At 61.6% G+C, this 21629-nt stretch carries 16 protein-coding genes; 9 read left to right on the plus strand and 7 right to left on the minus strand.

Annotated features, from left to right (window positions below):
- The first annotated feature begins 120 nt into the window (after positions 1-120).
- From BFX80_RS06970 to BFX80_RS06995, 6 genes are all read left to right on the plus strand, one after another.
- Entirely contained in the window at positions 121-1758 is a 1638-nt protein-coding gene (locus tag BFX80_RS06970; RefSeq protein ID WP_084208360.1) for a BCCT family transporter, read from the plus strand.
- Between the two features lie 86 nt (positions 1759-1844).
- Positions 1845-4355 (plus strand): CoA transferase, encoded by a 2511-nt coding sequence (locus tag BFX80_RS06975; protein ID WP_084208361.1) that lies wholly within the window; start codon positions 1845-1847, stop codon positions 4353-4355.
- Between the two features lie 690 nt (positions 4356-5045).
- The gene (locus tag BFX80_RS06980) at positions 5046-6653 is read left to right on the plus strand and encodes a BCCT family transporter (protein ID WP_084208362.1); all 1608 of its coding nucleotides are present in this window, start codon (positions 5046-5048) and stop codon (positions 6651-6653) included.
- A gap of 550 nt (positions 6654-7203) precedes the next feature.
- On the plus strand, positions 7204-8751 hold the full coding sequence (locus tag BFX80_RS06985) for a catalase (RefSeq protein WP_276204875.1): 1548 nt from the start codon (positions 7204-7206) through the stop codon (positions 8749-8751).
- Positions 8752-8840: 89 nt separating this feature from the next.
- On the plus strand, positions 8841-9428 hold the full coding sequence (locus BFX80_RS06990; protein ID WP_167592990.1) for an ankyrin repeat domain-containing protein: 588 nt from the start codon (positions 8841-8843) through the stop codon (positions 9426-9428).
- A 116-nt stretch (positions 9429-9544) separates the two neighbouring features.
- Positions 9545-9880 carry a hypothetical protein gene (locus tag BFX80_RS06995; RefSeq protein ID WP_157109450.1) on the plus strand — a complete coding sequence of 112 codons (336 nt, stop codon included), beginning with the start codon at positions 9545-9547 and terminating at the stop codon, positions 9878-9880.
- Positions 9881-10423: 543 nt separating this feature from the next.
- Here the strand turns inward: BFX80_RS06995 and BFX80_RS07000 are convergent.
- Entirely contained in the window at positions 10424-11101 is a 678-nt protein-coding gene (locus tag BFX80_RS07000) for an HAD family hydrolase (RefSeq protein WP_084208365.1), read from the minus strand.
- Positions 11102-11357: 256 nt separating this feature from the next.
- On the opposite strand from BFX80_RS07000, the gene BFX80_RS07005 reads away from it, so the two are divergent.
- Positions 11358-11834 (plus strand): MarR family winged helix-turn-helix transcriptional regulator, encoded by a 477-nt coding sequence (locus BFX80_RS07005; protein ID WP_084208366.1) that lies wholly within the window; start codon positions 11358-11360, stop codon positions 11832-11834.
- Between the two features lies 1 nt (position 11835).
- Entirely contained in the window at positions 11836-12585 is a 750-nt protein-coding gene (locus BFX80_RS07010; RefSeq protein WP_084208367.1) for a siderophore-interacting protein, read from the plus strand.
- Positions 12586-12712: 127 nt separating this feature from the next.
- Here BFX80_RS07010 and BFX80_RS07015 read toward each other — a convergent pair whose 3' ends face one another.
- The 6 genes from BFX80_RS07015 to BFX80_RS07040 all read right to left on the minus strand — a co-directional run bounded on the left by BFX80_RS07015 (position 12713) and on the right by BFX80_RS07040 (position 19907).
- On the minus strand, positions 12713-14668 hold the full coding sequence (locus BFX80_RS07015) for a TonB-dependent receptor domain-containing protein (RefSeq protein ID WP_084208368.1): 1956 nt from the start codon (positions 14666-14668) through the stop codon (positions 12713-12715).
- A 231-nt stretch (positions 14669-14899) separates the two neighbouring features.
- The gene (locus BFX80_RS07020; protein ID WP_084208369.1) at positions 14900-15496 is read right to left on the minus strand and encodes a hypothetical protein; all 597 of its coding nucleotides are present in this window, start codon (positions 15494-15496) and stop codon (positions 14900-14902) included.
- A 270-nt stretch (positions 15497-15766) separates the two neighbouring features.
- Positions 15767-17311, minus strand: coding sequence for a tripartite tricarboxylate transporter permease (locus tag BFX80_RS07025; RefSeq protein WP_084208370.1), 1545 nt, complete (start codon positions 17309-17311; stop codon positions 15767-15769).
- 3 nt (positions 17312-17314) lie between these two features.
- Positions 17315-17860: a tripartite tricarboxylate transporter TctB family protein gene (locus BFX80_RS07030; protein WP_077377607.1), complete on the minus strand. Its 546-nt coding sequence runs from the start codon at positions 17858-17860 to the stop codon at positions 17315-17317.
- 113 nt (positions 17861-17973) lie between these two features.
- Positions 17974-19029 (minus strand): Bug family tripartite tricarboxylate transporter substrate binding protein, encoded by a 1056-nt coding sequence (locus tag BFX80_RS07035; protein WP_240499698.1) that lies wholly within the window; start codon positions 19027-19029, stop codon positions 17974-17976.
- Positions 19030-19160: 131 nt separating this feature from the next.
- Positions 19161-19907, minus strand: a complete 747-nt coding sequence (locus BFX80_RS07040) for a ribonuclease activity regulator RraA (RefSeq protein WP_077377604.1) — start codon at positions 19905-19907, stop codon at positions 19161-19163.
- 505 nt (positions 19908-20412) lie between these two features.
- Between BFX80_RS07040 and uxuA the strand changes: the two genes are divergently transcribed.
- Entirely contained in the window at positions 20413-21588 is a 1176-nt protein-coding gene (uxuA, locus tag BFX80_RS07045) for a mannonate dehydratase (RefSeq protein ID WP_084208371.1), read from the plus strand.
- Positions 21589-21629: the final 41 nt, after the last annotated feature.

The raw sequence follows: 21629 nt of genomic DNA on the forward strand, positions 1-21629 counted from the left end.
CCTCCACCCATATCACGGCCTTGCCGATACGCCATGCATGGAGACCTTGCGATACGCCAATCGCAGGGAACTCCCCGTGTCTCAACACCGAACCGCATAACCACAATAACGGTGATCAACATGAGCAGTTCTGCGCCCAAGGCGGCTTCCGGTAGCGAAAGCCAGCCACGCGATTCCCGCGCCTCCCACACGGCCCGCGACGAGATTGACTGGCGGGTATTCCTGCCCTCGGTGCTCGTCATCGCCGGCCTGATCATTCCCATCATCCTGTTTCCTGAGTCCGGTGAGGCTGCCGTCAATACGGCCTTCGCCTTCGCGACCGGCAATTTCGGCTGGCTTTACCTGCTGGCGGGCTTCTCCGTGGTCGTGTTCCTGATCGGTCTGGCGTTCAGCCGCTACGGCAATGTCCGTCTGGGTGGCCCGCAGGACACGCCGGAGTTCTCGTATTTCAGTTGGGTGGCGATGATCTTCGCCGGCGGGATCGGCATCGCCATCGTCAACTGGGCGTGGGTCGAGCCGATCTACTATTTCACCGGCCCTCCCTTCGACGTCAAGGCCGGCAGCGATGCGGCGGCCGAGTGGGCGCTGGCCTATGGGCAGTTCCACTGGGGGCTGACGCCCTGGGCGTTCTACTGCCTGCCGGCAATTCCCATCGCCTATTCCATGTATGTGCGCAACCGCCCGGGCGTGCGTCTTTCCGTGGCCTCAAGCGGCGTGCTCGGCAAGCGTGCCGAGGGGTGGTGGGGCGTGCTGCTGGATGCGGTGGTGGTATTCGGCATCGTCGGCGGTGTCGGCACCTCACTGGGACTGGCGGTGCCACTGGTTTCACGGCTGGTCAGTGATCTGCTCGGCATCGAGCCGTCCTTCGCGCTCAATCTGGGGGTGCTGCTGATCTGGACGGCGATCTTCTCGGCCAGCGTGTGGTTCGGCTTGGCCAAGGGCATCAAGATTCTCTCCGACATCAACGTGATTCTGGCCATCGTGCTGCTGGCCTTCACCTTCATCGCCGGGCCATCGCTGTTCATGGTCGAGGGCTGGGTCAACAGTCTCGGCACCATGCTGTCGAACTTCGTAACCATGAGTCTGTGGACCGACCCGGTGGGCGATTCGACCTTCTGGAAGGATTGGACCGTCTTCTACTGGGCCTGGTGGATCGCCTACGCGCCGATGATGGGGCTGTTCGTCGCACGCATCTCGCGGGGACGCACCATTCGTGAGCTGATCATCGCTGAGCTGGTGTTCGGCTCGCTGGGCTGCTGGGTGTTCTTCGCGGTCTGGGGTGGCTATGCGCTGGATCTGCAGGTCAGTGGCACTCTGGATGTCGCGGCCGTGCTCAGCGACGGCGGTATCCCCGGTGCGGTGTCCGCGATTCTCGCCACGCTGCCGTTCTCAGAGCTGATCACCGCAAGCTTCATCCTGCTGTGCTTCATCTTCCTCGCCACCACCCTGGACAGCTCGGCCTATGTGCTGGCGTCGGTGACCACGCGTGAGCTCTCTGGCTATCAGGAGCCCAGGCGCAGCGTGCGTCTGATCTGGGCCTTCCTGATCGCCGGTGTCGGGGTGGCATTGATCCAGTTGGGCGGCCTCAAGGCGGTTCAGACTTCCACCATCGTGGTCGCGCTGCCGATGATCCCGGTGCTGTTCATCCTGACCTGGTCGCTGGTGCGCTGGTTGCGCCAGGACTTCGCGCGCAAGGTGCTGGAACCGCATCTGGTGCTGGAGACCCCCAGCCCGCGCGATGACGCCAAGCCTCGCTGAGTGCACTTTTTCCTGTCTCTCTCAACACATGACGCTCACCGGGGCTGACGCAACCCGCATGCCCCCCGGACAGAAGGACCGCACCGATGACAATCCACTCCGAAACCCGCCTGCCGCTGACTGACGTCAAGGTCATCGATTTCGGTCAATACATGGCGGGCCCGGCCGTCGCCATGATCCTCGCCGACCTGGGCGCCACCGTGGTTCACGTCGACCCGCCCGGCGGGCCGATGTGGCAGTCGCCGGCCAACGCCACGCTCAATCGCAACAAGCTGATCGTCTCGCTGAACCTCAAGTCAGAGGAGGGCGTCGAGCAGGCGCTGGCGCTGATCGAGGAGGCCGACATCGTGATCGAGAGCTTCCGCCCCGGGGTCATGAAGCGGCTGGGCATCGATTTCCAGGCCCTGCGCGAGGAGCGCAATGAGCTGATCACGCTGTCGATTCCCGGCTTTGCCTCCAATGACACCCTGCGCCGCGACTGGCGCGCCTTCGAGAGCGTGATCGCCGCCAACTCCGGCGTCTTCACCGACATGGGCCTCAACCGGGTGCTGATGGGCATCAACCCGTCCTTCTCGCCGCTGCCGCTGGGCTCGGCCTACGGCACCATGCTGGCGGCCTCCTCGGTGGTACTGGCACTGCAGGCCCGCGAGCGGACCGGCATGGGCGACGAGATCGAGGTGCCGCTGGTCTGCGCGCTGATGGAAGGGCTCTGCTACAACTCGATCAAGATCGAGGGCCTGCCGGAGCGCTACAAGACCCAGCGCGAAAAGGAGATCGAGCGTCGGCGTATCGAGGGCCAGCCGATGAATCTCGACTACGACGAGCTGCAGGAGCTGCTCGATCCCTTCTATCGCAGCTACAAGTGCAAGGATGGCCGCATGTTCTATGTGGTCTGTCCGAGTCACCGCGAGCACGCCAAGCGCTGCCTGAAGGTACTGGGCCTCTACGATGAGCTGGTCGCCGAAGGCATGAGTGAGGAGCCGGATACCTATCGCCCGAGCAGCGAATGGCAATCCGACATGTCGCTGGGCGTCTATCCGTTGCCCAAGTCCTGGGCGGACCATATCGCGGCGCGCATGAAGGAAGTCTTCCTCACGCGCACCTCCAAGGAATGGGAAAAGATCTTCGGTAAGGGCAAGTTCCCCGGCGCGCCGCAGCGCTGGCTGCAGGAGTGGATCCACGATGACCACGCCGAGACGGCGGGCCTGATGGTCGAGGTCGAGGACCCGGAATTCGGGCTGATGATCCAGCCCGGCCCGATGGTGTGGATGGCCGACAGCGGCCAGGAGATGTTGACGCCAAGGCCGCGGCGCTGGGTGAGCGTCACCCATGCACTGTCGGTGCTGACCCGCATCGAGACCAAGCTGCCACGGGTGCGGGCACGCAATGCCCGCGATGGCTGGCTGGAAGGCGTCAAGATTCTGGACCTGTGCAACGTGATCGCCGGGCCGCACTCGGTGGCGTATCTGGCGCGCTTCGGTGCCGAGGTCATCAAGGTCGACCCGGCCAAGCCGTTCTATGACTGCTGGAATACCGTCATCTTCGGCCTGTCGCACATGCGTTCCAAGCGCTCGCTGCTGACCGACGTCAGACAGCCCCGCGGGCGCGCCATCCTGGATGAGCTGATTCGTCAGAGTGATGTGGTGGTCTGGAATGCCACCGACCGGCAGGTGGCCTCCATGGGGCTGAGCGAGGAGGCCATGCGTGAGCTCAACCCGGACGCCGTCTTCTGCCAGTTGGACTGCTTCAGTGGCGTGCTGCCCGGGCCGCGCACCAATTACCTCGGCTATGACGATCTGGTGCAGGCCACCACCGGCATCATGCTGCGCTTCGGCGGCAGCATGGATACCCCTGAAGAGCACGCCCACGTCGGCACCATCGATGTCATGTGCGGCTTTGGCGCGTCGCTGGGGATTGCCACCGCGCTGTATCGCAAGCTCAAGACCGGCCGCACCTCGCGCATCAAGACCTCGCTGTCGGCGTTGAGCGGTCTGGCACAGCTGCCGTTCTGCTACGACTATGAGCGCCGCAGTCTGTTTGATGAGCCCTCCGGTCGTGAGGCGACAGGCTATGATGATCTGGCGCGTTTCTATTCAGCCTCCGATGGTATCCTGCTGGTCAGTGCCTATGAGTCGGAGCTGGAGAAATTCCGCAAGGTCGAGGGATTGGAAGAATTGCCGGAAATCCCGCGTGAGGAGCGTGCCGCCTACCTGGCACCGCGTTTCATCAGCGCGCGAGCCAATGACTGGGTCGAGCGACTGCAGGCGGCGGATATCGCCGCGGCCGTGTGCGAGAACCTGGAGACATTGCGCTCCTACAACGTCCACCCGGCTGGCGAGCGGACCGGGATCGATGCCGGCAGCTATTCGTTCTCGGTCTACTCGGACCACCCCAGCGGTCACGAGATCACCCAGCTTGACCCCTACGCCATCCGTCCACGGCGTGGGCGCATCTACCCGCTGTCGCCGGCCGAGAAATACGGCGCCTCGACTCGCTCAGTGCTCAAGGGCCTTGATCACAGCGATGAAGAGATCGACCAGTTGATCGAGGAGGGCGTGGTGTCCGAAAGCTGGAGCGAGGAGTACCTGCCAAGCTGATCCCGCCATACGGTACCTGTCCACCGAGGGCCGCCGGCTGAAGGCAGTCGATAGCGCCCTGGACGTTCAAACGCCTCATCTCGTGATTCACGAGGTGGGGCGTTCTTGTGACTCAGCACGTCAGCCATTGCTGATCGCTCAAGGCCGACTCATCTGACTCTGAGCTTGCATGGGTCAGCTCGAGCCAGGTGCATGAGAAGTGCTCAAGCGCTGAGTGTCTTGTGACACGAGGTGAACGTCGAGGCTTCTGCTCATGAGAGTGGCGCATCGGCTGGCGAGACCCTCGCGATGCAAGGGCGGAAAGACTGCCGCGTCAGGTGCTGGCTTCTGCGGGACAGTCGCCGCTCATGAGCGTTTGAGACCCACAGGCCGCCGACATTGACGTGTCGGCGGCCTGTTCACGTCTGGCGGAAACTTGGTCGAAGAAGGCGCAAGGAAGGCGCGAGAAGAGGGCAGGAGGGGGGAGTGTGCAGCGCAAGATTGATGAATGAAATTCATGTGTGAATGAGAAAATACCGTGTCGCGATTCATGCTCCCCGCGGTTGCCGGGAAAGTATAATGCGCGTGGAATAAAAAAATGTATAATACCGCGCTCTTTTCATTACGAAAAATTATTGAACACAGCGAACTGCCCGAGCAAGAGCGACGTCTCGCCCCTCTTGCTCGGGCTTTCTCACTAAGGTGGTAGTCGTGCAAGAAGCCGTTCCCCCCGCCAGTGATGGCGATCATCTGGACCCCCGTGTCTTCATTCCCGCCGTATTGGTCATCCTGGCCTTCATCGGCCCCGTCATCCTGTTCCCGGAGGCCAGCACCGCGCTGATCAATGCCGCCTTCGCCTTCGCGACCGGCAAGTTCGGCTGGCTGTATCTGGTGGCCGGTCTGAGCGTCGTCGGATTTCTCATCTGGCTGGCATTCAGCCGCTACGGCAACGTCCGTCTGGGTGGGGCAGAAGACACGCCCGATTTCTCCTACTTCAGCTGGGTGGCGATGATCTTCACCTGCGGGATGGGGATCGCGATCGTCAACTGGGCGTGGGTCGAGCCGATCTACTATTACACCTCGCCGGCCTATCACGTGGCGGCCAAGAGTCGTGAGGCCGCGGAGTGGGCGCTGGCCTTCGGTCAGTTCCACTGGGGGCTGACGCCGTGGGCCTTCTATTGCCTGCCGGGTCTGCCGATCGCCTACTCCATGTACGTCAAGAAGCGTGATGGCGTGCGTCTGTCCGTCGCCTCGCGCGGCGTGCTGGGCCGCCATGCGGATGGCGCCTGGGGCGTGCTGCTGGATTCCATCGTCGTGTTCGGGATCGTCGGCGGCGTCGGCACCTCGCTGGGGCTGGCGGTCCCGCTGGTCTCGCAGCTGGTCAGCGGCATCCTGGGCGTTGAGGCCAACTTCGGACTGGAAGTCGCGGTACTGTGCATCTGGACGGCGATGTTCTCGGCCAGTGTCTGGTTCGGCCTGGCCAAGGGCATCAAGATTCTGTCGGACATCAACGTGATTCTGGCGATCTTCCTGCTGGCCTTCACCTTCATCGTCGGTGACTCGCAGTTCATGGTCGAAGGCTTCGTCAACAGCCTCGGCAAGACCCTGGGCAACTTCATCCCGATGAGTCTGTGGACCGACCCGGCGGGGGATTCCACCTTCTGGAAGGACTGGACCGTCTTCTATTGGGCCTGGTGGATCGCCTACGCGCCGATGGTGGGGCTGTTCGTGGCGCGTATCTCGCGCGGCCGTACCATCCGTGAACTGATCATCGCCGAGTTGGTATTCGGCTCGCTGGGCACCTGGGTGTTCTTCGCGGTGTGGGGCGGTTACGCGCTGGACCTGCAGATCAGTGGTGCGCTGGACATCAAGGCGCTGCTGGATAGCGGCGGTATCCCGCTGGCGGTGGAAGGCATCCTGCAGACCCTGCCGTATGCCAAGCTGGTCACGGTGGCCTTCATCCTGCTGTGCTTCATCTTCCTGGCGACCACGCTGGACAGCTCGGCCTACGTGCTGGCCTCGGTGACCTCACGCAAGCTGTCCGGGTATCAGGAGCCCAAGCGCTCGTTCCGCTTGATCTGGGCCTTCCTGATCGCGGCCGTCGGCGTTGCGCTGATCCAGTTGGGTGGCCTGCAGACCGTGCAGACCTCGACCATCGTGGTGGCGCTGCCGATGATTCCGGTGATGCTGATTCTGGCACTCTCCATGCTGCGCTGGCTCAAGAATGACTTCCCCAAGGAAGAGCTGAATCCGGTGCTGGTCATCGATGACATGCCGGCGTTCCAGCGCAAGTCGAAGAAGGCGAAGCGCCAGGCGTAGTGGCTGGATGCGCTGAAAGATCTGTCGCAAGACTTGATGACAACGGCTCCTCACTTACGGCTCCTCAACATGAGGGGCCGTTGTCGTTTCTGGCAGTGGAGCGAATCAGGGTGCCTCCGGGGTGTCGATGGGTCATGACCTGAGACTTCGCGATGCCTGGATTGCATGACGGGTTTGTATGACAGGAATGTATGCCTTGATTGTATGACTGGATTGTATGACTGGATTGTATGACTGGGTGCAACAATCGTGGCCTGCTCTGCTGGCGTTCAGGCCATGGAAAAGCTCTCGCTCAAGGCAGGCGATTCTCACCTCTGGCGTGAAAGCCTCGTCATCGGGGCATCTGGCTCAAGGCACACGCGGCAAGCTTGGCCCGCGAACAGGAAACCACGCCACAGTCCTTGCTTTAGAGTGGAAGTGATTGGTGCTGATTCTGCATCATGTTAGTTTTTCGCTATTTCAGGGTTAGCTATTATTTATTTTTGCTATGGGAACTTCTCGCGAATACTCCTCGCCTCGTTACTCCCTGATTTGACGAGGAATTTCCGAGATGCTGAGCGTACGTTTTCCCATGAAGACCCTGACAGCCGTGATGGCGCTGGGGCTTTCTGCAAGCAGTCTGGCGCAGCAGGAAGTGATGACACGTTCCAATGGTGCGCCGATCGGCAACAACCAGGACTCCCTGACCGCTGGTCAGAATGGCCCGACATTGCTGCAGGATCACCACCTGCTGGAAAAGCTGGGGCACTTCGAGCGTGAGCGCATTCCGGAGCGCGTGGTTCACGCGCGCGGTATCGGGGCCTACGGTGAGTTCCGTGCCACCGCGGATCTGACCGACCTGACCGTCGCGGCACCTTTCCAGGACAAGGGCCAGGTGACGCCGGTCTTCGTGCGTTTCTCCAGCGTGATCAACAGCAAGGGCTCGCCCGAGACTCTGCGCGACCCGCGTGGCTTCGCCGTCAAGTTCTATACCGACCAGGGCAACTGGGACATGGTCGGCATCAACTTCCCGGTGTTCTTCATCCGCGATGCGATGAAGTTCCCGGACATGATCCATGCCCTGAAACCGGACCCGCGCACCAACCTGCAGGACCCGAATCGCTACTTCGATTTCTTCAGCCATATCCCGGAAAGCACCAACATGCTGACCTATCTGTACTCACCGCTGGGCGTGCCTGCCAGCCTGCGTGAGATGGATGGCTCCGGGGTCCACGCCTTCAAGTTCGTCAATGGCGAAGGCGACTGGAAATACGTGAAGTTCACCTGGAAGTCGCGCCAGGGCAACCATGGCATGTCGCCGGAAGAGATCGCCAAGGTGCAGTCCACCGACTTCAATCACCTGACGGATGATCTCTACACCCATCTGGACGAAGGCGATGACCCGGTCTGGGATCTCTATATCCAGACGCTGGACCCCAGACAGCTGAACAGCTTCGACTTCAACCCGCTGGATACCACCAAGCTGTGGCCGCAAGACCTGATCCCGGCACGCAAGGTCGGTGAGCTGACGCTGAATCGCGTCCCGGACAACTTCTTCCAGGAAACCGAGCAGGCGGCCATGTCGCCGGCCAACCTGGTGCCGGGCATCGAGCCGTCGGAAGACCGCATGCTGCAGGGGCGCCTGTTCGCCTACGCCGACGCCCAGCGTTACCGCCTGGGGGCCAACTACTCTCAGCTGCCGGTCAACGCCCCCAAGGTGGCGGTCCACAACAACCATCAGGATGGCGCGGGCTACTCCGCTCCGCGTTCCGGCTCCATCAACTACCAGCCGAGCCGCAACGCCGACTCGCTGGTGGACGACAGCCAGTACGAATACAAGCGTTACACCCTCAATGGCACTACCCAGCAGCAGCCCATCGGCAAGGAGCAGAATTTCGCTCAGGCCGGGGAGCTGTACCGCTCCTTCTCCGAGGAAGATCAGGATGACCTGATCGAGGTGCTGGGTGGGGATCTGGGCAAGGTCAAGAACGACGAGATCCGCAACATCATGGTCAGCTACTTCTATCAGGCCGACCACGAATACGGCGAGCGTCTGGCCAAGGTCGCTCACGTGGACATGGACGATGTCGAGGAGCTGATCGACGCGCAGCAGAAGTGATCTGACGCGTCGCGTGACAGGGCAGGGGGGCAATGCCTCCCTGCCATCTTCCCGACCGATTTCTGGACCAACCTCGAGGAGAGAGTCCCATGACCTTGACCGTGAAAGCCCCCATCAGGCAATCCATCACGAACCTTGTCACCTTGATGCTTGCGCTCAGCGTCGCCGTCATGAGTCTGCTCGCCCTTCCGGCGCAGGCGGACGAGGGCATGGACATCATGGATGCCGCGCGTGAGGGCGACAACGCCGCCATCGAACGCTACCACGACCAGGGCGGAGACCTGTCGATCACGGAATCCCACGGCTATACGCCGTTCATCATGGCTGCCTACTACGGGCATACCAGCACTCTGGCCCTGCTCAAGGGGTATGGGGTGGACGCCTGTGCCGTGGATGAAAGAGGCAGCAATGCCTTCATGGGCGTGGCCTTCCGTGGGCATGTCGAGACGGCAGACTGGCTGTTGGCCAATACCGACTGTGATGTGAATCATCGCAATGCCAGTGGCCAGACGGCGCTGATGATGGCCTCGCTGTTCGGGCGGGAAACCATCATCAGGCATCTACTCGATGCCGGGGCCGACCCCGGAATTGCGGATCAGCAAGGCAATACCGCCGAATCTCTGGCCGCCGCTCAGGGCCTGTCACGCATCGTCACCCTGGTGAAGTTCAACCTGTAAGGCGTGCAGAGGTTGCCTCTGCCATGCCCGAAGCACCATTGGACGGCTCGGCCGTCCTCTACCCGAGTGCTGCTCCCATTGGGGCGCTCACTCGACACCACCTGGAGTCTCTCTGAATGAAACGTCTGGTTCCCCTTGTCTGCCTGTCCATGCTCACTGCCGTCAGCACTCTCAGTCACGCAGAAGATAGCGTCTCCGATGCCCGGGTACGTGCTGCCTTGAGCGAGCCTCTGATCGCGGGTCACGCCCACGCGGCGTCCACGCGGCAGGCCGTCTTTGCCGCTACCGGCATGAGCACCTCGGCAGGGCGTGTGCAGCAGGCGCTGGAGCAGCCGCTGCAAGGCGTGCGCGGTGCCGCCGGTGGGATGATGAAAGTCCGCTATCAGGCCAATGATGCTGGCAAGAGTGTTTCTGCAACTCGAGTGGAGCACGCGCTCAACGACAGCGTGTAAAGCCCCGCATTTCGAGTGATTGAGCGTCTGGCGACCAGCAACAACACCATCAATGGCTGACTCAAGACGAAGCCCGTCCTTGCCTTGCGCTCGATGACTCGAAAGATCTCTGGAAAGCCCTGAAGAAAGCCCTGAAGAAAGCCCTGAAGAAAGCCCTGTAGAGAGACTCGCAGCAAGTCTCAGGAAAGCCCCCAGGACGACACGCGGAACTCTGCCTCCGCGCTCAGCTCCGGCCGAAAGGCCGCGTCCTCAGAAGCGTGCGAGCATTGCCCGCCGCGATGGCATCCTTGCGCAAATGCATGTGACTGACTCGGGCCATCGCCCCTGATGCAGCAGCATGCAGGACGTGTCTTTGCCCAAAGGTGACCTTGTCTGAAGCTGACCTTGTCGAAAGATGACCCTGCCCTGAATGTCCTGTCCCGACATTCCTTGCCCGCCTCCGTGCGGGCTTTCTTGCATTCCTTGCCCGCCTTCGTGCGGGCTTTCTTGTCTTGCGCGCCGGTTCGCGGTGCATCAGCTCTTCAGAAATCCGGCCCTGGCCGATCAGGGGTCGAGGCGTGCCACGCGCTGCGAGATCTCTCTGATCAGCGCCGGAAGCTCGCGTGCACTGCGCATCTTCAGTGCCCCGGAGGGCGTGCCGAGGCCGTCCTCATGGTGGGCGAAGTGGATGACATGCATCCCGGCATCCAGCCCGGCTTTCACGCCGACGGCGGCGTCATCGATCACCACACAGCGCTGCGGCGCGAACCCCATCTGCTCGGCGGCGAGGCGATAGAGGCGTGGGTCCGGTTTCCAGACGCCCAGGGTGTAGGCACTGAATATGTGGCCGTCAAAGAAGCGCGCCAGCCCGGTGGTATCCAGTGCCAGGCGTACCTTGCGTTCCGGCCCGTTGGTGACCACGCCGCAGGGGTAGCCGGAGAGCTCCGCCAGTGCCTGAGGCATGCCGGGCATGGCCGTGAGGCGAGCCGTCATCAGGTCCTCGAGGGTGGCACGCATGTGGGCCTCCATCTCATCCAGCCGCTCGGGGGCCAGCGCGCCATGATGTGCCTCGAGTTCCGCGACGATGCTGCGAAAACGTACGCCCCGGAAATGATCCAGATACCGGGCGGCCGTGAAGGGCAGGCCGTAGCCGGGTAACGTGCTGGCAAGCGCTTCTGCCAGCAGGACTTCGCTGTCTACCAGAGTCCCGTCAGAGTCAAACAGCAGGCAGAGTTCGGCCATTGATGCCTCGTGGAGTGTCGGAAGTGATAGTCACGACATTAGCAGTTTCCTGAGGGTGGCGGCCATGGGACAAGTCGTTGAATTCACGCCTCTCATGGCGCATGAAATGCGTCCGGGTGGCGGAGTTGCCAGGCGCGACTGACATGGGCGACTGAGTTGGGCGAGCCAATGAGAATACGTCTTCTTTGGATATTTGTTGACAGTGTCAACCAATTGCCCATATAGTTGCTCTTTAGCAACCAACTGATGGAAGACCATGGCAACGACCGCTTTGCATGAAGTGCTGCATCGTCTGATGCACGTCTATCGCAAGCAGCTCCGCGATGGCATCCAGCAGCACGGCATCGACTTGCCTGTCCTGCACATCCGGATGTTGAAGAGCATCGTCCGGGTTCCCGAATGCACCGCCCACAAGGTCGGGCAGCTGCTCGGGCAGGACAAGGGGCGTGTCACTCGCGTCCTGAACGAGCTGGAGGCCCGCGGGCTGGTGTCACGACACCAGAACCCGCAGGACCGGCGCAGTCAGCTGCTGCAGGTATCCGCAGCGGGGAGTGACATGCTGGAGCGAGTCAAGGTGCTGGAACAGGAGACGGCCCAGCGCATGGCCGGTGATCTCGGTGATGAGGAGATCGCGGCCTTTCTGAACACGGCGACTCGCATGATGGACAACGTCTCCGCATGCGGGGATTTCAGTGCTGATGTGCCCAATGGCAACGACGACAGGAGTGCGTGAGATGGCCAAGCCCGCGATGCGAGACCTCGAGGTGATTCGTACCCAGCGTGTCACCGAACACATGTTGCGCGTGACGCTGGGGGGCGAGAATATCGGCTCCCTTCCCGAAGGCCAGGAGAGTGCCTACATCAAGCTGGTCTTCGCGCGTGGGGAAGGTGAGCGACCGATGATGCGCACCTACACCATTCGTCATCAGCGCGCGACCGAGATCGATGTCGATTTCGTGCTGCATGAAGAGGCAGGCCCGGCGTCTGTCTGGGCGGCCAGTGCCAGGCCGGGTGACAGCATCACCATCGGCGGCCCGGGGCCCAGGAAGTTGATCAACATGGCGGCCGACAGCTTCCTGCTGGCGGGTGACATGACGGCGTTGCCGGCGATCAGCGTCAATCTGGCCGAACTGCCGGTGGATGCCCGAGGACACGCCATCATTGAAGTGCCGGATGCGGCTGACATCCAGACGCTTGAGCACCCGCCGGGAATCGAGCTGCACTGGCTGATCAACCCGCAGCCAGACCCGGAAGGCCAGCCGCTGCTGGAGAAGGTTGCCTCGTTGCCGAGACTGGAAGGTCAGATCTCTGTCTGGGCGGCCTGTGAATTCGGCAGCATGCGTGCGCTACGTGCTCACCTCAAGCAGGCCTACGAGATTCCCAAGTCCCACTTCTATGTCTCGAGCTACTGGAAGATCGGTCAGTCAGAAGATGGTCACAAGCTGGCCAAGCAACAGGACGCCGAGACCGAGCAGGCGGACTGACACCGGCGCGTCAGGTGCAAGGCAGGTGGTCCGGACACGAAAAAGCCCCACAGGCAGGCCTGTGGGGCAATCTGACAGTCAACGCATCGCGAGCATCGGCTGACTGACCCGCAAACAGCGGACGGACTCAGAAGCGGTAGCTGGCACCCAGCCGGATGTCACGACCTGGCTCCAGCATGCTGTCGCCACTGCTGAGCAGGTAGCTGCTGTGATCGCTGTAGCGCTTGTCGAACAGATTGTTGACCGCCAAGGTCAGAGTCAGATCCTGCCAGGCGGCCGGTGTCCACTGGGCGCGGATGTCGTGCGTCACGTAGCCCGGCTTTTCCTCATCGCCTTGTGCCACGCGCTCCAGGCGCTCCACCGCATTGAGGGTGTAGCCCAGCGTGATGTCGTGGTGCGCAAGACGGTACTGGTGATCCCAGGTCCACTTGTCGCCGGTGGAGGCACCGATGTTCATCTCGTCACCCAGCGGGTCGCCATCGTTGTTCTTCATCACCACCTTGGCGTAGCCCAGGCGGGTGTCATAGCCACCGACTCCCCAGTTCACGCTGGCTTCATAGCCACGACTCTCGACGTCGCCATCCAGGTTGTAGAGCACCGCCGGATCACTGCCGCGATCATAGGCCTGGTAGTTCTCGATATCGGTATGAAAGCCGGTCAGCGCGAAGCCGAGGCGATCGCCCTGGGTCAACGCATCCTGCTGGTGCCAATCGAGACCGATCTCGCGCTGGCGAGCGCGTTCCGGCTCCAGTCCTTCCGCGATGGTGACGTCATCCCCGATCAGGATCACTTCCCGCGCCTTGGCACCCCGGATGGCCTCGCCGTAACCGGCATGCAGGGTCAGGTTGTCAGTGGCATCGACACTCAGAATCGCGTTGGGGGAGACCTCGCTGCCACTGACGCTACCGGCCTCGCCGTAATCGCTGTCGTAGTCATCCAGGCGCGCGCCAACGGACAGAGCCCACGGGCCCAGTGTCATGCGGTTCTGGGCGTAGACCCCCAGGTTGCGTGAGGTGTCTTCGTTGTTGGGGCCAGAGCTGCCTGCGTCATCGGAGCGACGGGTGTCCTGATCATAGAAGTCCACGCCGGTCGTCAGGGCATGCGCCACATCACCCGTCTTGAGGCGGAAGGTGTTGCGAACATCCGCGCCGAATTCGCGGGAGCGGCTGGTGCTGCCACTTTCGACACGATCCAGTTCCTGGGTGGTGTGATAGAGGGTGGTCTTCGTATCGATCAGGTCATTGCCCGGGTGCCAGGCGTGATTGACGGTAAAGGTCTCACGCTCCATTTCCTGATAGGTCGGCTGCTGGCTGCTGAAGCTCGGCATGTGAGGGCGTGTGAAGTAGGTGCCGTGATCGGTCGTGCGCTCGGCACTGATGCGCAGGTCCTGATCATTGACGTCCAGCAGAGACATCTTGAGCAGGTAGCCGCGCTGCTGGCCTGCGGTCTGCTCCTGCTCACCGCCACCGCCGACCTCATAATCATCGCTGTTGCGACCACTGACATATCCCATCAGACCGAGATTTTCTCCCAGACGACCATAGAACGCCGTGGTGCCGGAGGTGGCGTCCGCCGCGCTCTCGGTACCGACGGAGACGCGCGCCCCCATATCCTGACCGGGCTTGAGCAGATCCTGCGCATCCTTGGTCTCGAAGCGGAGGCTGCCGCCAAGCGCCCCCGGGCCATCATCCGCCGTCGCAGGGCCGGTATCGACTTCCGCCTGCTTGAGCAGGGCAGGGTCAATGGTCAGTCGGCCGGTATGGTGGAAGAGATAGCCACCCTGACGCGCGCCATCGATGGTGACGTTCAGGTTGGTGTCTTCCAGTCCACGAACATAGACCTTCTGGCCGATGGCGATGCCGCCACCGACACTGACCCCCGGTTCGGCACGGAAGAGGTCTTCCAGGTCACGAGCCTGGCGTTCTTCGATCTCTTCGGCGCTGATCACGACATTCTGTTCAAGACGGTCTTCGCTGACGACAAGCGTGGACATGTCGCCGGCGAGCGCATGGCTCGTGGCGCCGAGAGTCAGTGTGCTGGCGGAAAGGACGGCGGCGGTAAGCGGATGGAGACGGAGATGCACGTGGATTCCCTTGCTTGAATAGTTATATCTAACGGTTGGCAATGCTAATCGTTCTCACTAACTGTTTGCAAGATCCTTGCACAATTTATCGTCAGACGCCTCTCCTGAGTCGTCACGAGCCTGTCAGGCGCGAGCGGATTGCGCTGTGGTAGGTGAGCCGGGGCGGTAGAGGGTGAGAATCAACCGATGCCTCTGGCGATAAGCGGTGCCAGAGGCATGTACTGAGTCGCGTTATTTCAGACCGAACAGACGGAAGGCTTTCTGGCGAAGTTGCTCGCGATGATAATCATTGATCAACGGCAGATCGTAGCAGGTCACGCCTTCCACATAGGTGCCGACGATTCGTTTGCGTCCATTATTGCTACCGAGAGTAATGGATATTGCACAATCAGGCGCTAAATGTGGAAGCATGCTGGTATCTGGCACTAGATCCTGAAAACGACCATCAGAGAATTTGTATTGAATCTTGTGTCTACCCTGGAACGTGTAGCCATCGGTATCGGTTTCTTCAAGGTAGCGCGATCCAATGGTCAGCTTGAAAGCTGCAACTGTCATTACCGCGGTGTTATCTTCCGTGGTATTCCAAGCGACAGCCTGCATATTCTCGTTTGCTTGCCCATCCGCAGCGGTAGCTGTGTAGTCCTTGACTTCGCTGCTTGAATCAATGGCGACAACATTGAACCCTTCAGGCTTGTTGACGCGTTCCATCGGGAAGCCAGGAGCCAGGAAAGCGTTCTGTTTATTGTCGTAGTGAGCGGGTTCTGACTGCAGAGCGGCACACCCTGAAAACAATCCAAACGATATGGCAATGCCAGCGAAATATTTCATATGATGTTCCCTATCATTCAATTCAATATTGTTATGAGAGGACTGATTTCATCGAGTCTTCGCCGGCCAGTATGCGATGTGATACTTGTCACGTAAATATATCGTAGTCACGGAAAGAGAATCACTCGGGTTCGGTTTATTTGCGATAACGCATAAAAAGCCCGCCATCATGGATGGCGGGCTGTCTTGTCTTTCACCGATGTCTAGCGTTTCAGGCGACTCTTGCCTGGAGCACTCGGCGCCTCGCAGGTGCGAGGCGCGAAGGAGTGTTCAGCCCGTCGAGCCTGCCTTCTCGGGGGCCGCCTGCTTCAACTGCACCGGCTTGCGGATACCGAGGAAGTAGACGAAGACCACCGTCAACACGACGAAGAACAGACTGTCCGGCGTGGTGATGAAGGTCATCGGGTTGCCGTTGGAGAGCGTCAGCGCGCGGCGCAGGAACTCTTCCAGATTCGGGCCGAGAATGAAGCCGAGCAGCAGCGTGATCACCGGGTAATCATGCTTGCGCATCAGGTAGGCGACGATGCCCAGCACCAGAGTCATCATCATCTGGAACACGGAGTAGGTGGCCACGAAGCTGCCGACGACGGCCAGCAATGCGATGGCGCCGTAGAGCACGTCCTTGCGGATGGTGACGATGCGCAGGAAGTAGGGCCCCATCAGATAGAGCGTCAGAGGAATCAGGATCAGGGCGCTGAACAGCAGCGAGGCCAGCATCGGCGCGATCAGTCCGGATTGTGACGCCATCAGTTGCGGCCCCGGCTGGATGCCGTTGATCACCAGTACGCCCAGCACGATGGCCGTGACCGGATCGCCCGGAATCCCGAAGGTCAGCATCGGCACCAGAGCGCCACCACAGACGGCATTGTTGGCACTTTCGGCGGCGGCGATGCCCTGGGGATTGCCCTTGCCGAAGCTCTCGGGCTTCTTCGAGGTGCGCACGGTTTCCACGTAGGCGAGGAAGCCGCCCATCGAACCGCCTGCGCCGGGCAGGGTGCCGACCATGTAGCCGATCAACGTCGACTTCAGATAGCAGCCGATGCCGATCTCGCGAATGGCGCTCAGCGGCGGAATGAAATCACGACGCTTGAGCTGTTGGCTGGCCTTGAGCTGCTGGCGGATGGCGGCGTCCTTCTTGCGATTGCCGACCTGGATCAGCAGCTCGCTGATGGCGAAGGTGCCGATGATGACCGGCATCAGGTCGATCCCGGCAGTCAGCTCACTGATGCCGAAGGTGAAGCGCGCCAGTGGCTGCATGGCGTCCAGCCCGATCGTCGCCAGCATCAGGCCCAGGCAGGCGGTGATGCCGGCCTTGCGGATGTTGCCGCGCTGGGCGACCACGATCACGATCAGCGCGAAGGCGATCAGCGCGCACTTGCCGGTGGTCTTGACCAGCAGTGAGGCCTCGGCGATGAACGGTGCCAGCACGATCAACAGCAATGCGCCGAGGCTACCGCCGACCATCGAACCGAAGGAGGCATGACCCAGTGCCAGGGCACCTTCGCCACGCTGTTGCATGGGATAGCCTTCCAGTGCCGTCATCATCGAGGAGGGGGCACCGGGGATGTTGATGGTGGTGGCGGTGATGCTGCCGCCACACATGCCGGCCATGTAGATGCTGGCACACGCCATCAGGGCGGTAGTCACGTCCAGGCTATAGGTCAGCGGCAACAGCAGGGCGAGCGCCAGGGTGGCGGTCAGGCCCGGAATGGCCGAGAAGATGGTGCCGATGACGAAGCCGGCGACCACGTAGAACAGGATGACCGGGTCCAGCAGCAGGGCGAAGCTTGAAAATACCTGAGCGATGAATTCCATGCGTCATCCTCCACTCGTGGCGACGAGAGCGGACAGCTCGAAGGTCGGCAGGTGGACATTGAAGAGTTGTTCGAAGAGCAGATAGCCCAGTGCGGAGATGGCGCAGGCGATCAATGCCTTGCTGATCCATTTCTCACGCCCCGAGAACAGCAGCATCACGCTGAAGACATAGAGCGCGGACGCTAGCAGGTACCCCAGGTGCGAAAACGCCAGGATATAGAGGGCGGTCACCAGCATCAGGCGCAGCGCCGGTGAGAACAGCGGTGCGCTGGCGTCGCCGTCGGTCGTGGAAGACTCCTTGCCGTCATCCGCTGCAGCGCCGCGGCTGGCGCGGTGCTGGCTGACCAGCTGGGCCACGCAGAGCACGAGCGCGATGCACCCGATGAGGGCAGGGAAGAACGAGGCCGTCAGACGGCCATTGTCCAATGGCGGCGCCATCTGGAAGGCGCTGATCAGATAGAGCGCACTGACGGCCGTCATGACCAGCGTCAGCGGTGTCGCCCCGCTGATCAACCAGTGGCGTCGGGGAGGGGAAGCGGATGAGGACATGACAGAATTCCTTGGCGGCGCCCGTTGCCGGACGCCGCTTGACGATGGAAGTGAAGGAGGACGGGTAGACGTCGAGTGGCATCGACACTCAGTGGTGCCGCTTGCCGGCACGTCTACAGGCCGAGTTCATCCATGGCGGTGAAGGTCTTCTGTTGGTAATCCTCGATCCAGGCATTGACCTCATCGCCGCCCAGCCAGCTGGGCGTGACGCCGACGCCCGTGATCCACTTCTGGAATTCCGGTGTCTCGTAGGCCGTGTGGTAGGCATTCTCCAGCGTGCTGACTACCTCATCCGGCGTGCCCTTGGGCACGGCCAGCACGATGAAGCTGCCGGTTTCCAGATTGCCACCCAGTTCACTCATCGGCGGCACTTCCGGGTAGGCGGGGTTCTGCTCTGACGAGAATTCGACGATGCCCTGGGCATCCCCGGATTCCAGAATGCCGGAGAAGTCTCCCAGGCTCGAGATGGCACCGTCGATCTCGCCGGACAGCAGTGCCTCGGCTTCGGCGGTGGAAGAGCCCGGATAGGTGATGACATTGAATTCGACACCGGCTGCGGCTTCCAGGCGGCGAACTGCCAGGTAGGGGCCGGAACCTCGCGGAGCGACACCGATACGCACGGTACCGGGGTTGGCGCGTGCCGCCTCGATCAGCTGCTCATAATTCTCGTAACCGGATTGCTTGGATACCACGATGGCGTCCGCTTCCTTGGTGATGCGAGCGAAGGGAATCATGCGGTCCAGCGAGTAGCCGGGCACCAGGTTGCCGCGAGGCAGGGTGATGATGCTGTCATAGGTCATCACGCCGACGGTATGGCCATCCGGACGGGCCTTGCTGAGTTGCATCAGGCCGGTGGCGGTGATGGCACCCCCGATGTTCTCGACGTAGATCGATTTCGGCAGGTCCTGCTCGGCCAGGTTACTGATCTTGCGGCTGATGGCATCGGCGCCGCCGCCGGCGGGCCACGGCACGATCAGTCGGATGTCACGCACCGGATAGTCGGCCTGGACACCGGTGCTGACGAAGGGCGAGGCCGCGACCATGCCGGACAGGGCAATCGGGGCGAGCAACGCCAGCAGTGAACGGGAGCGGGTCCTTGAGCGAGCGCTCGGTGTGAGACGACGTGAGTTGGCTTGACGGGTGTCTTGGCGATTGTCTTGACAGAGCATGGCACGACTCCAGTGTTGTTATGGTTGTGGTCACTCGATACGCATTGATGCAGGAGGGGCGGTGGACGACAGGCCGGCGTGACCTGTCGTCCGGGGCTACCGTGGACAAGACGGTATGGGCGACATGCAGATTACTGCTTGGCTGCCATGTAGCGTTCGAATTCTGCGCGGGCCTCGTCCGTCGGCGGATACAGGCCGATCACGGGCGTGCCGTTACGGACTTTCTCCAGCACGTAATCTTCGAAATCTTCCATCTGACTGGCTTCCTCGGCGATCTCGTCGGCCAACTCAAGCGGGATGACCATCACGCCATCGGCGTCGCCCACCAGCACGTCGCCCGGGAAGACCGGCACGCCGCCGCAACCGATCGGCACCTGCAACTCTACTGCATGGTGCTTGGTCAGGTTGGTCGGGGCGCTGGGCTTGGCGCAGAAGATCGGCAGGTTCATCTCGGCAGCGGCGCCGGAATCCCGGATGCCGGCGTCGGAGACGAAACCGGCGCACTGACGATACTCCAGGCGGGTCAGCAGGATGCTGCCAGCACTGGCGGCCGAGGCATCCTGACGGCAGTCAGACACCATGACATGCCCGGACGGGACGGTTTCCACCGCCAGGCGCTGCGGGTGCTTGGGATCGCGGAAGGCGGCGACGGTGTCGATGTCTTCGCGTGCCGGGATATAACGCAGTGTGAAGGCCTGGCCCACCATGTGAGTCGTCTTGCGGTTCATCTGCACCACGTTCTGGATGAAGGTGTTTCGCAGGCCACGCTTGAAGAGCAGGGTGTGCAGAGAGGCGGTGGAAGCGCGCATCAAACGCTCGCGGGTCACGGAGGAGAGCTCGGCGTAGCTGGCGTGCTCGGTAGAAGTAATGGCAGTCATATGGCGTCCGTCGTCAGTCTATGGGTAAGGAGGCTCGGCTCTCGGCAACGTGCCTGGCCAGAGTGATCAGTCGACACGTGCGTCTGATGGGGTTTCCGAGATCACTATAGGGGGCTTGAGATGACTGATCAAACAAATATTGACAACTTTGGATGATCAATAAGTCTAGTGTCGGAAGCGAAAATGGCACTCATCACCATGGCTGACCGGCATGGCACGCGAAGGACGTCGTGGGGCACGCGAGCGTCACGTTCTGCTCTCGTTACTCGTAATGTCGCTCAATATGTTGATATTGATGGATTTATTTTGTGGGTGTCAGTGCGAGAGGTGGTCTCGCCCAGTCCCACGATACGGCTTTCCGGTGAGGAAGCATGTCGGTGGCAGGAAGCGACATGAGCCGGTTCGTCATCGCCAGCGACATAGGTCGCATGGCAGCACCTGACACAAGTTGTCATATTTTGTTGGTGGGTGTTGTCCGCCCCTTTTTGACCGTCAAGGAGATGACATGGAAGCGACATGGCGCTGGTTCGGTCCCGAGGATCCCATCACGCTCGAGGAAATTCGTCAGACTGGCGCGACAGGTATCGTCACGGCGCTGCATGAGATACCCAATGGCGAGGTCTGGCCGTTGGCCGCCATTCGCGAGCGCAAGGCGCAGATCGAGGCGGCCGGTCTCAGGTGGTCGGTGGTCGAGAGCATTCCGGTGCATGAGAGCATCAAGCAGGCAGCGCCCGGCAGTGATCGCCATATCGCCAATTACCAGCAGTCGCTGCGCCATCTGGCGGAGTGCGGCATCACCACGGTGTGCTACAACTTCATGCCGGTACTGGACTGGACGCGCACCGATCTCGCCTGGCAGCTGCCGGAAGGTGGCACGGCCCTGCGCTTCGATCAGGATGCCTTCGCAGCCTTTGATCTCTATCTGCTGGAGCGCCCCGGTGCCGAGCGCGAATACACCAGCGAGGAGCAGCAGGCCGCGCGGCAGCATCTCGAAACACTGGATGATGCCGGTCGCGAGAGGCTGATCCGCACCATCATTGCAGGACTGCCCGGTGCAGAAGAGGGCTACAGCCTGGCGGAATTCCGCGCCGCACTGGCAGCCTATGACGGAATTGACGCCGCGCGCCTGCGCCAGCATCTGGCCACCTTCCTCAAGGCCATCGTGCCGGTGGCGGAAGAGGTCGGCATTCGACTGGCCATTCACCCCGATGATCCGCCACGGCCGATGTTTGGCCTGCCGCGCGTGGTCTCGAGCATGGTGGATGCCGACTGGCTGCTGGGTGTCGTGCCCAGCCCGGCCAATGGCCTGACATTCTGTACCGGCTCCTACGGTGCCAATCCGGATATTGATCTCAGCATCATGGCGCGCCGCTTTGCCTCTCACATCCACTTCGCTCATCTCAGAGCCACCGGGCGTGACAGCGAGGACAAGCGCTCCTTCCATGAAGCACAGCATCTCGAGGGGGATCTGGACATGGTGGAGATCATCCGTGTGCTGGTGGCAGAAGAGCGCCGCCGCCTGGCGTCTGGTGGAGCCCCCCTGCCGATGCGCCCGGACCATGGCCACCACATCCTGGACGATGCACGCCGCGAGACCCGCCCGGGGTACCCGCTGTATGGGCGCATGAAAGGGCTGGCGGAAATCCGTGGCCTCGAGATGGCGATCCAAAGACTGGCCTGACGGCGGGTACGCCACTCAAACAAGAACGGCCACCCCGGTGT

Source organism: Cobetia marina, from assembly GCF_001720485.1.
In the GTDB taxonomy this organism is placed as follows: Bacteria; Pseudomonadota; Gammaproteobacteria; order Pseudomonadales; family Halomonadaceae; genus Cobetia; species Cobetia marina.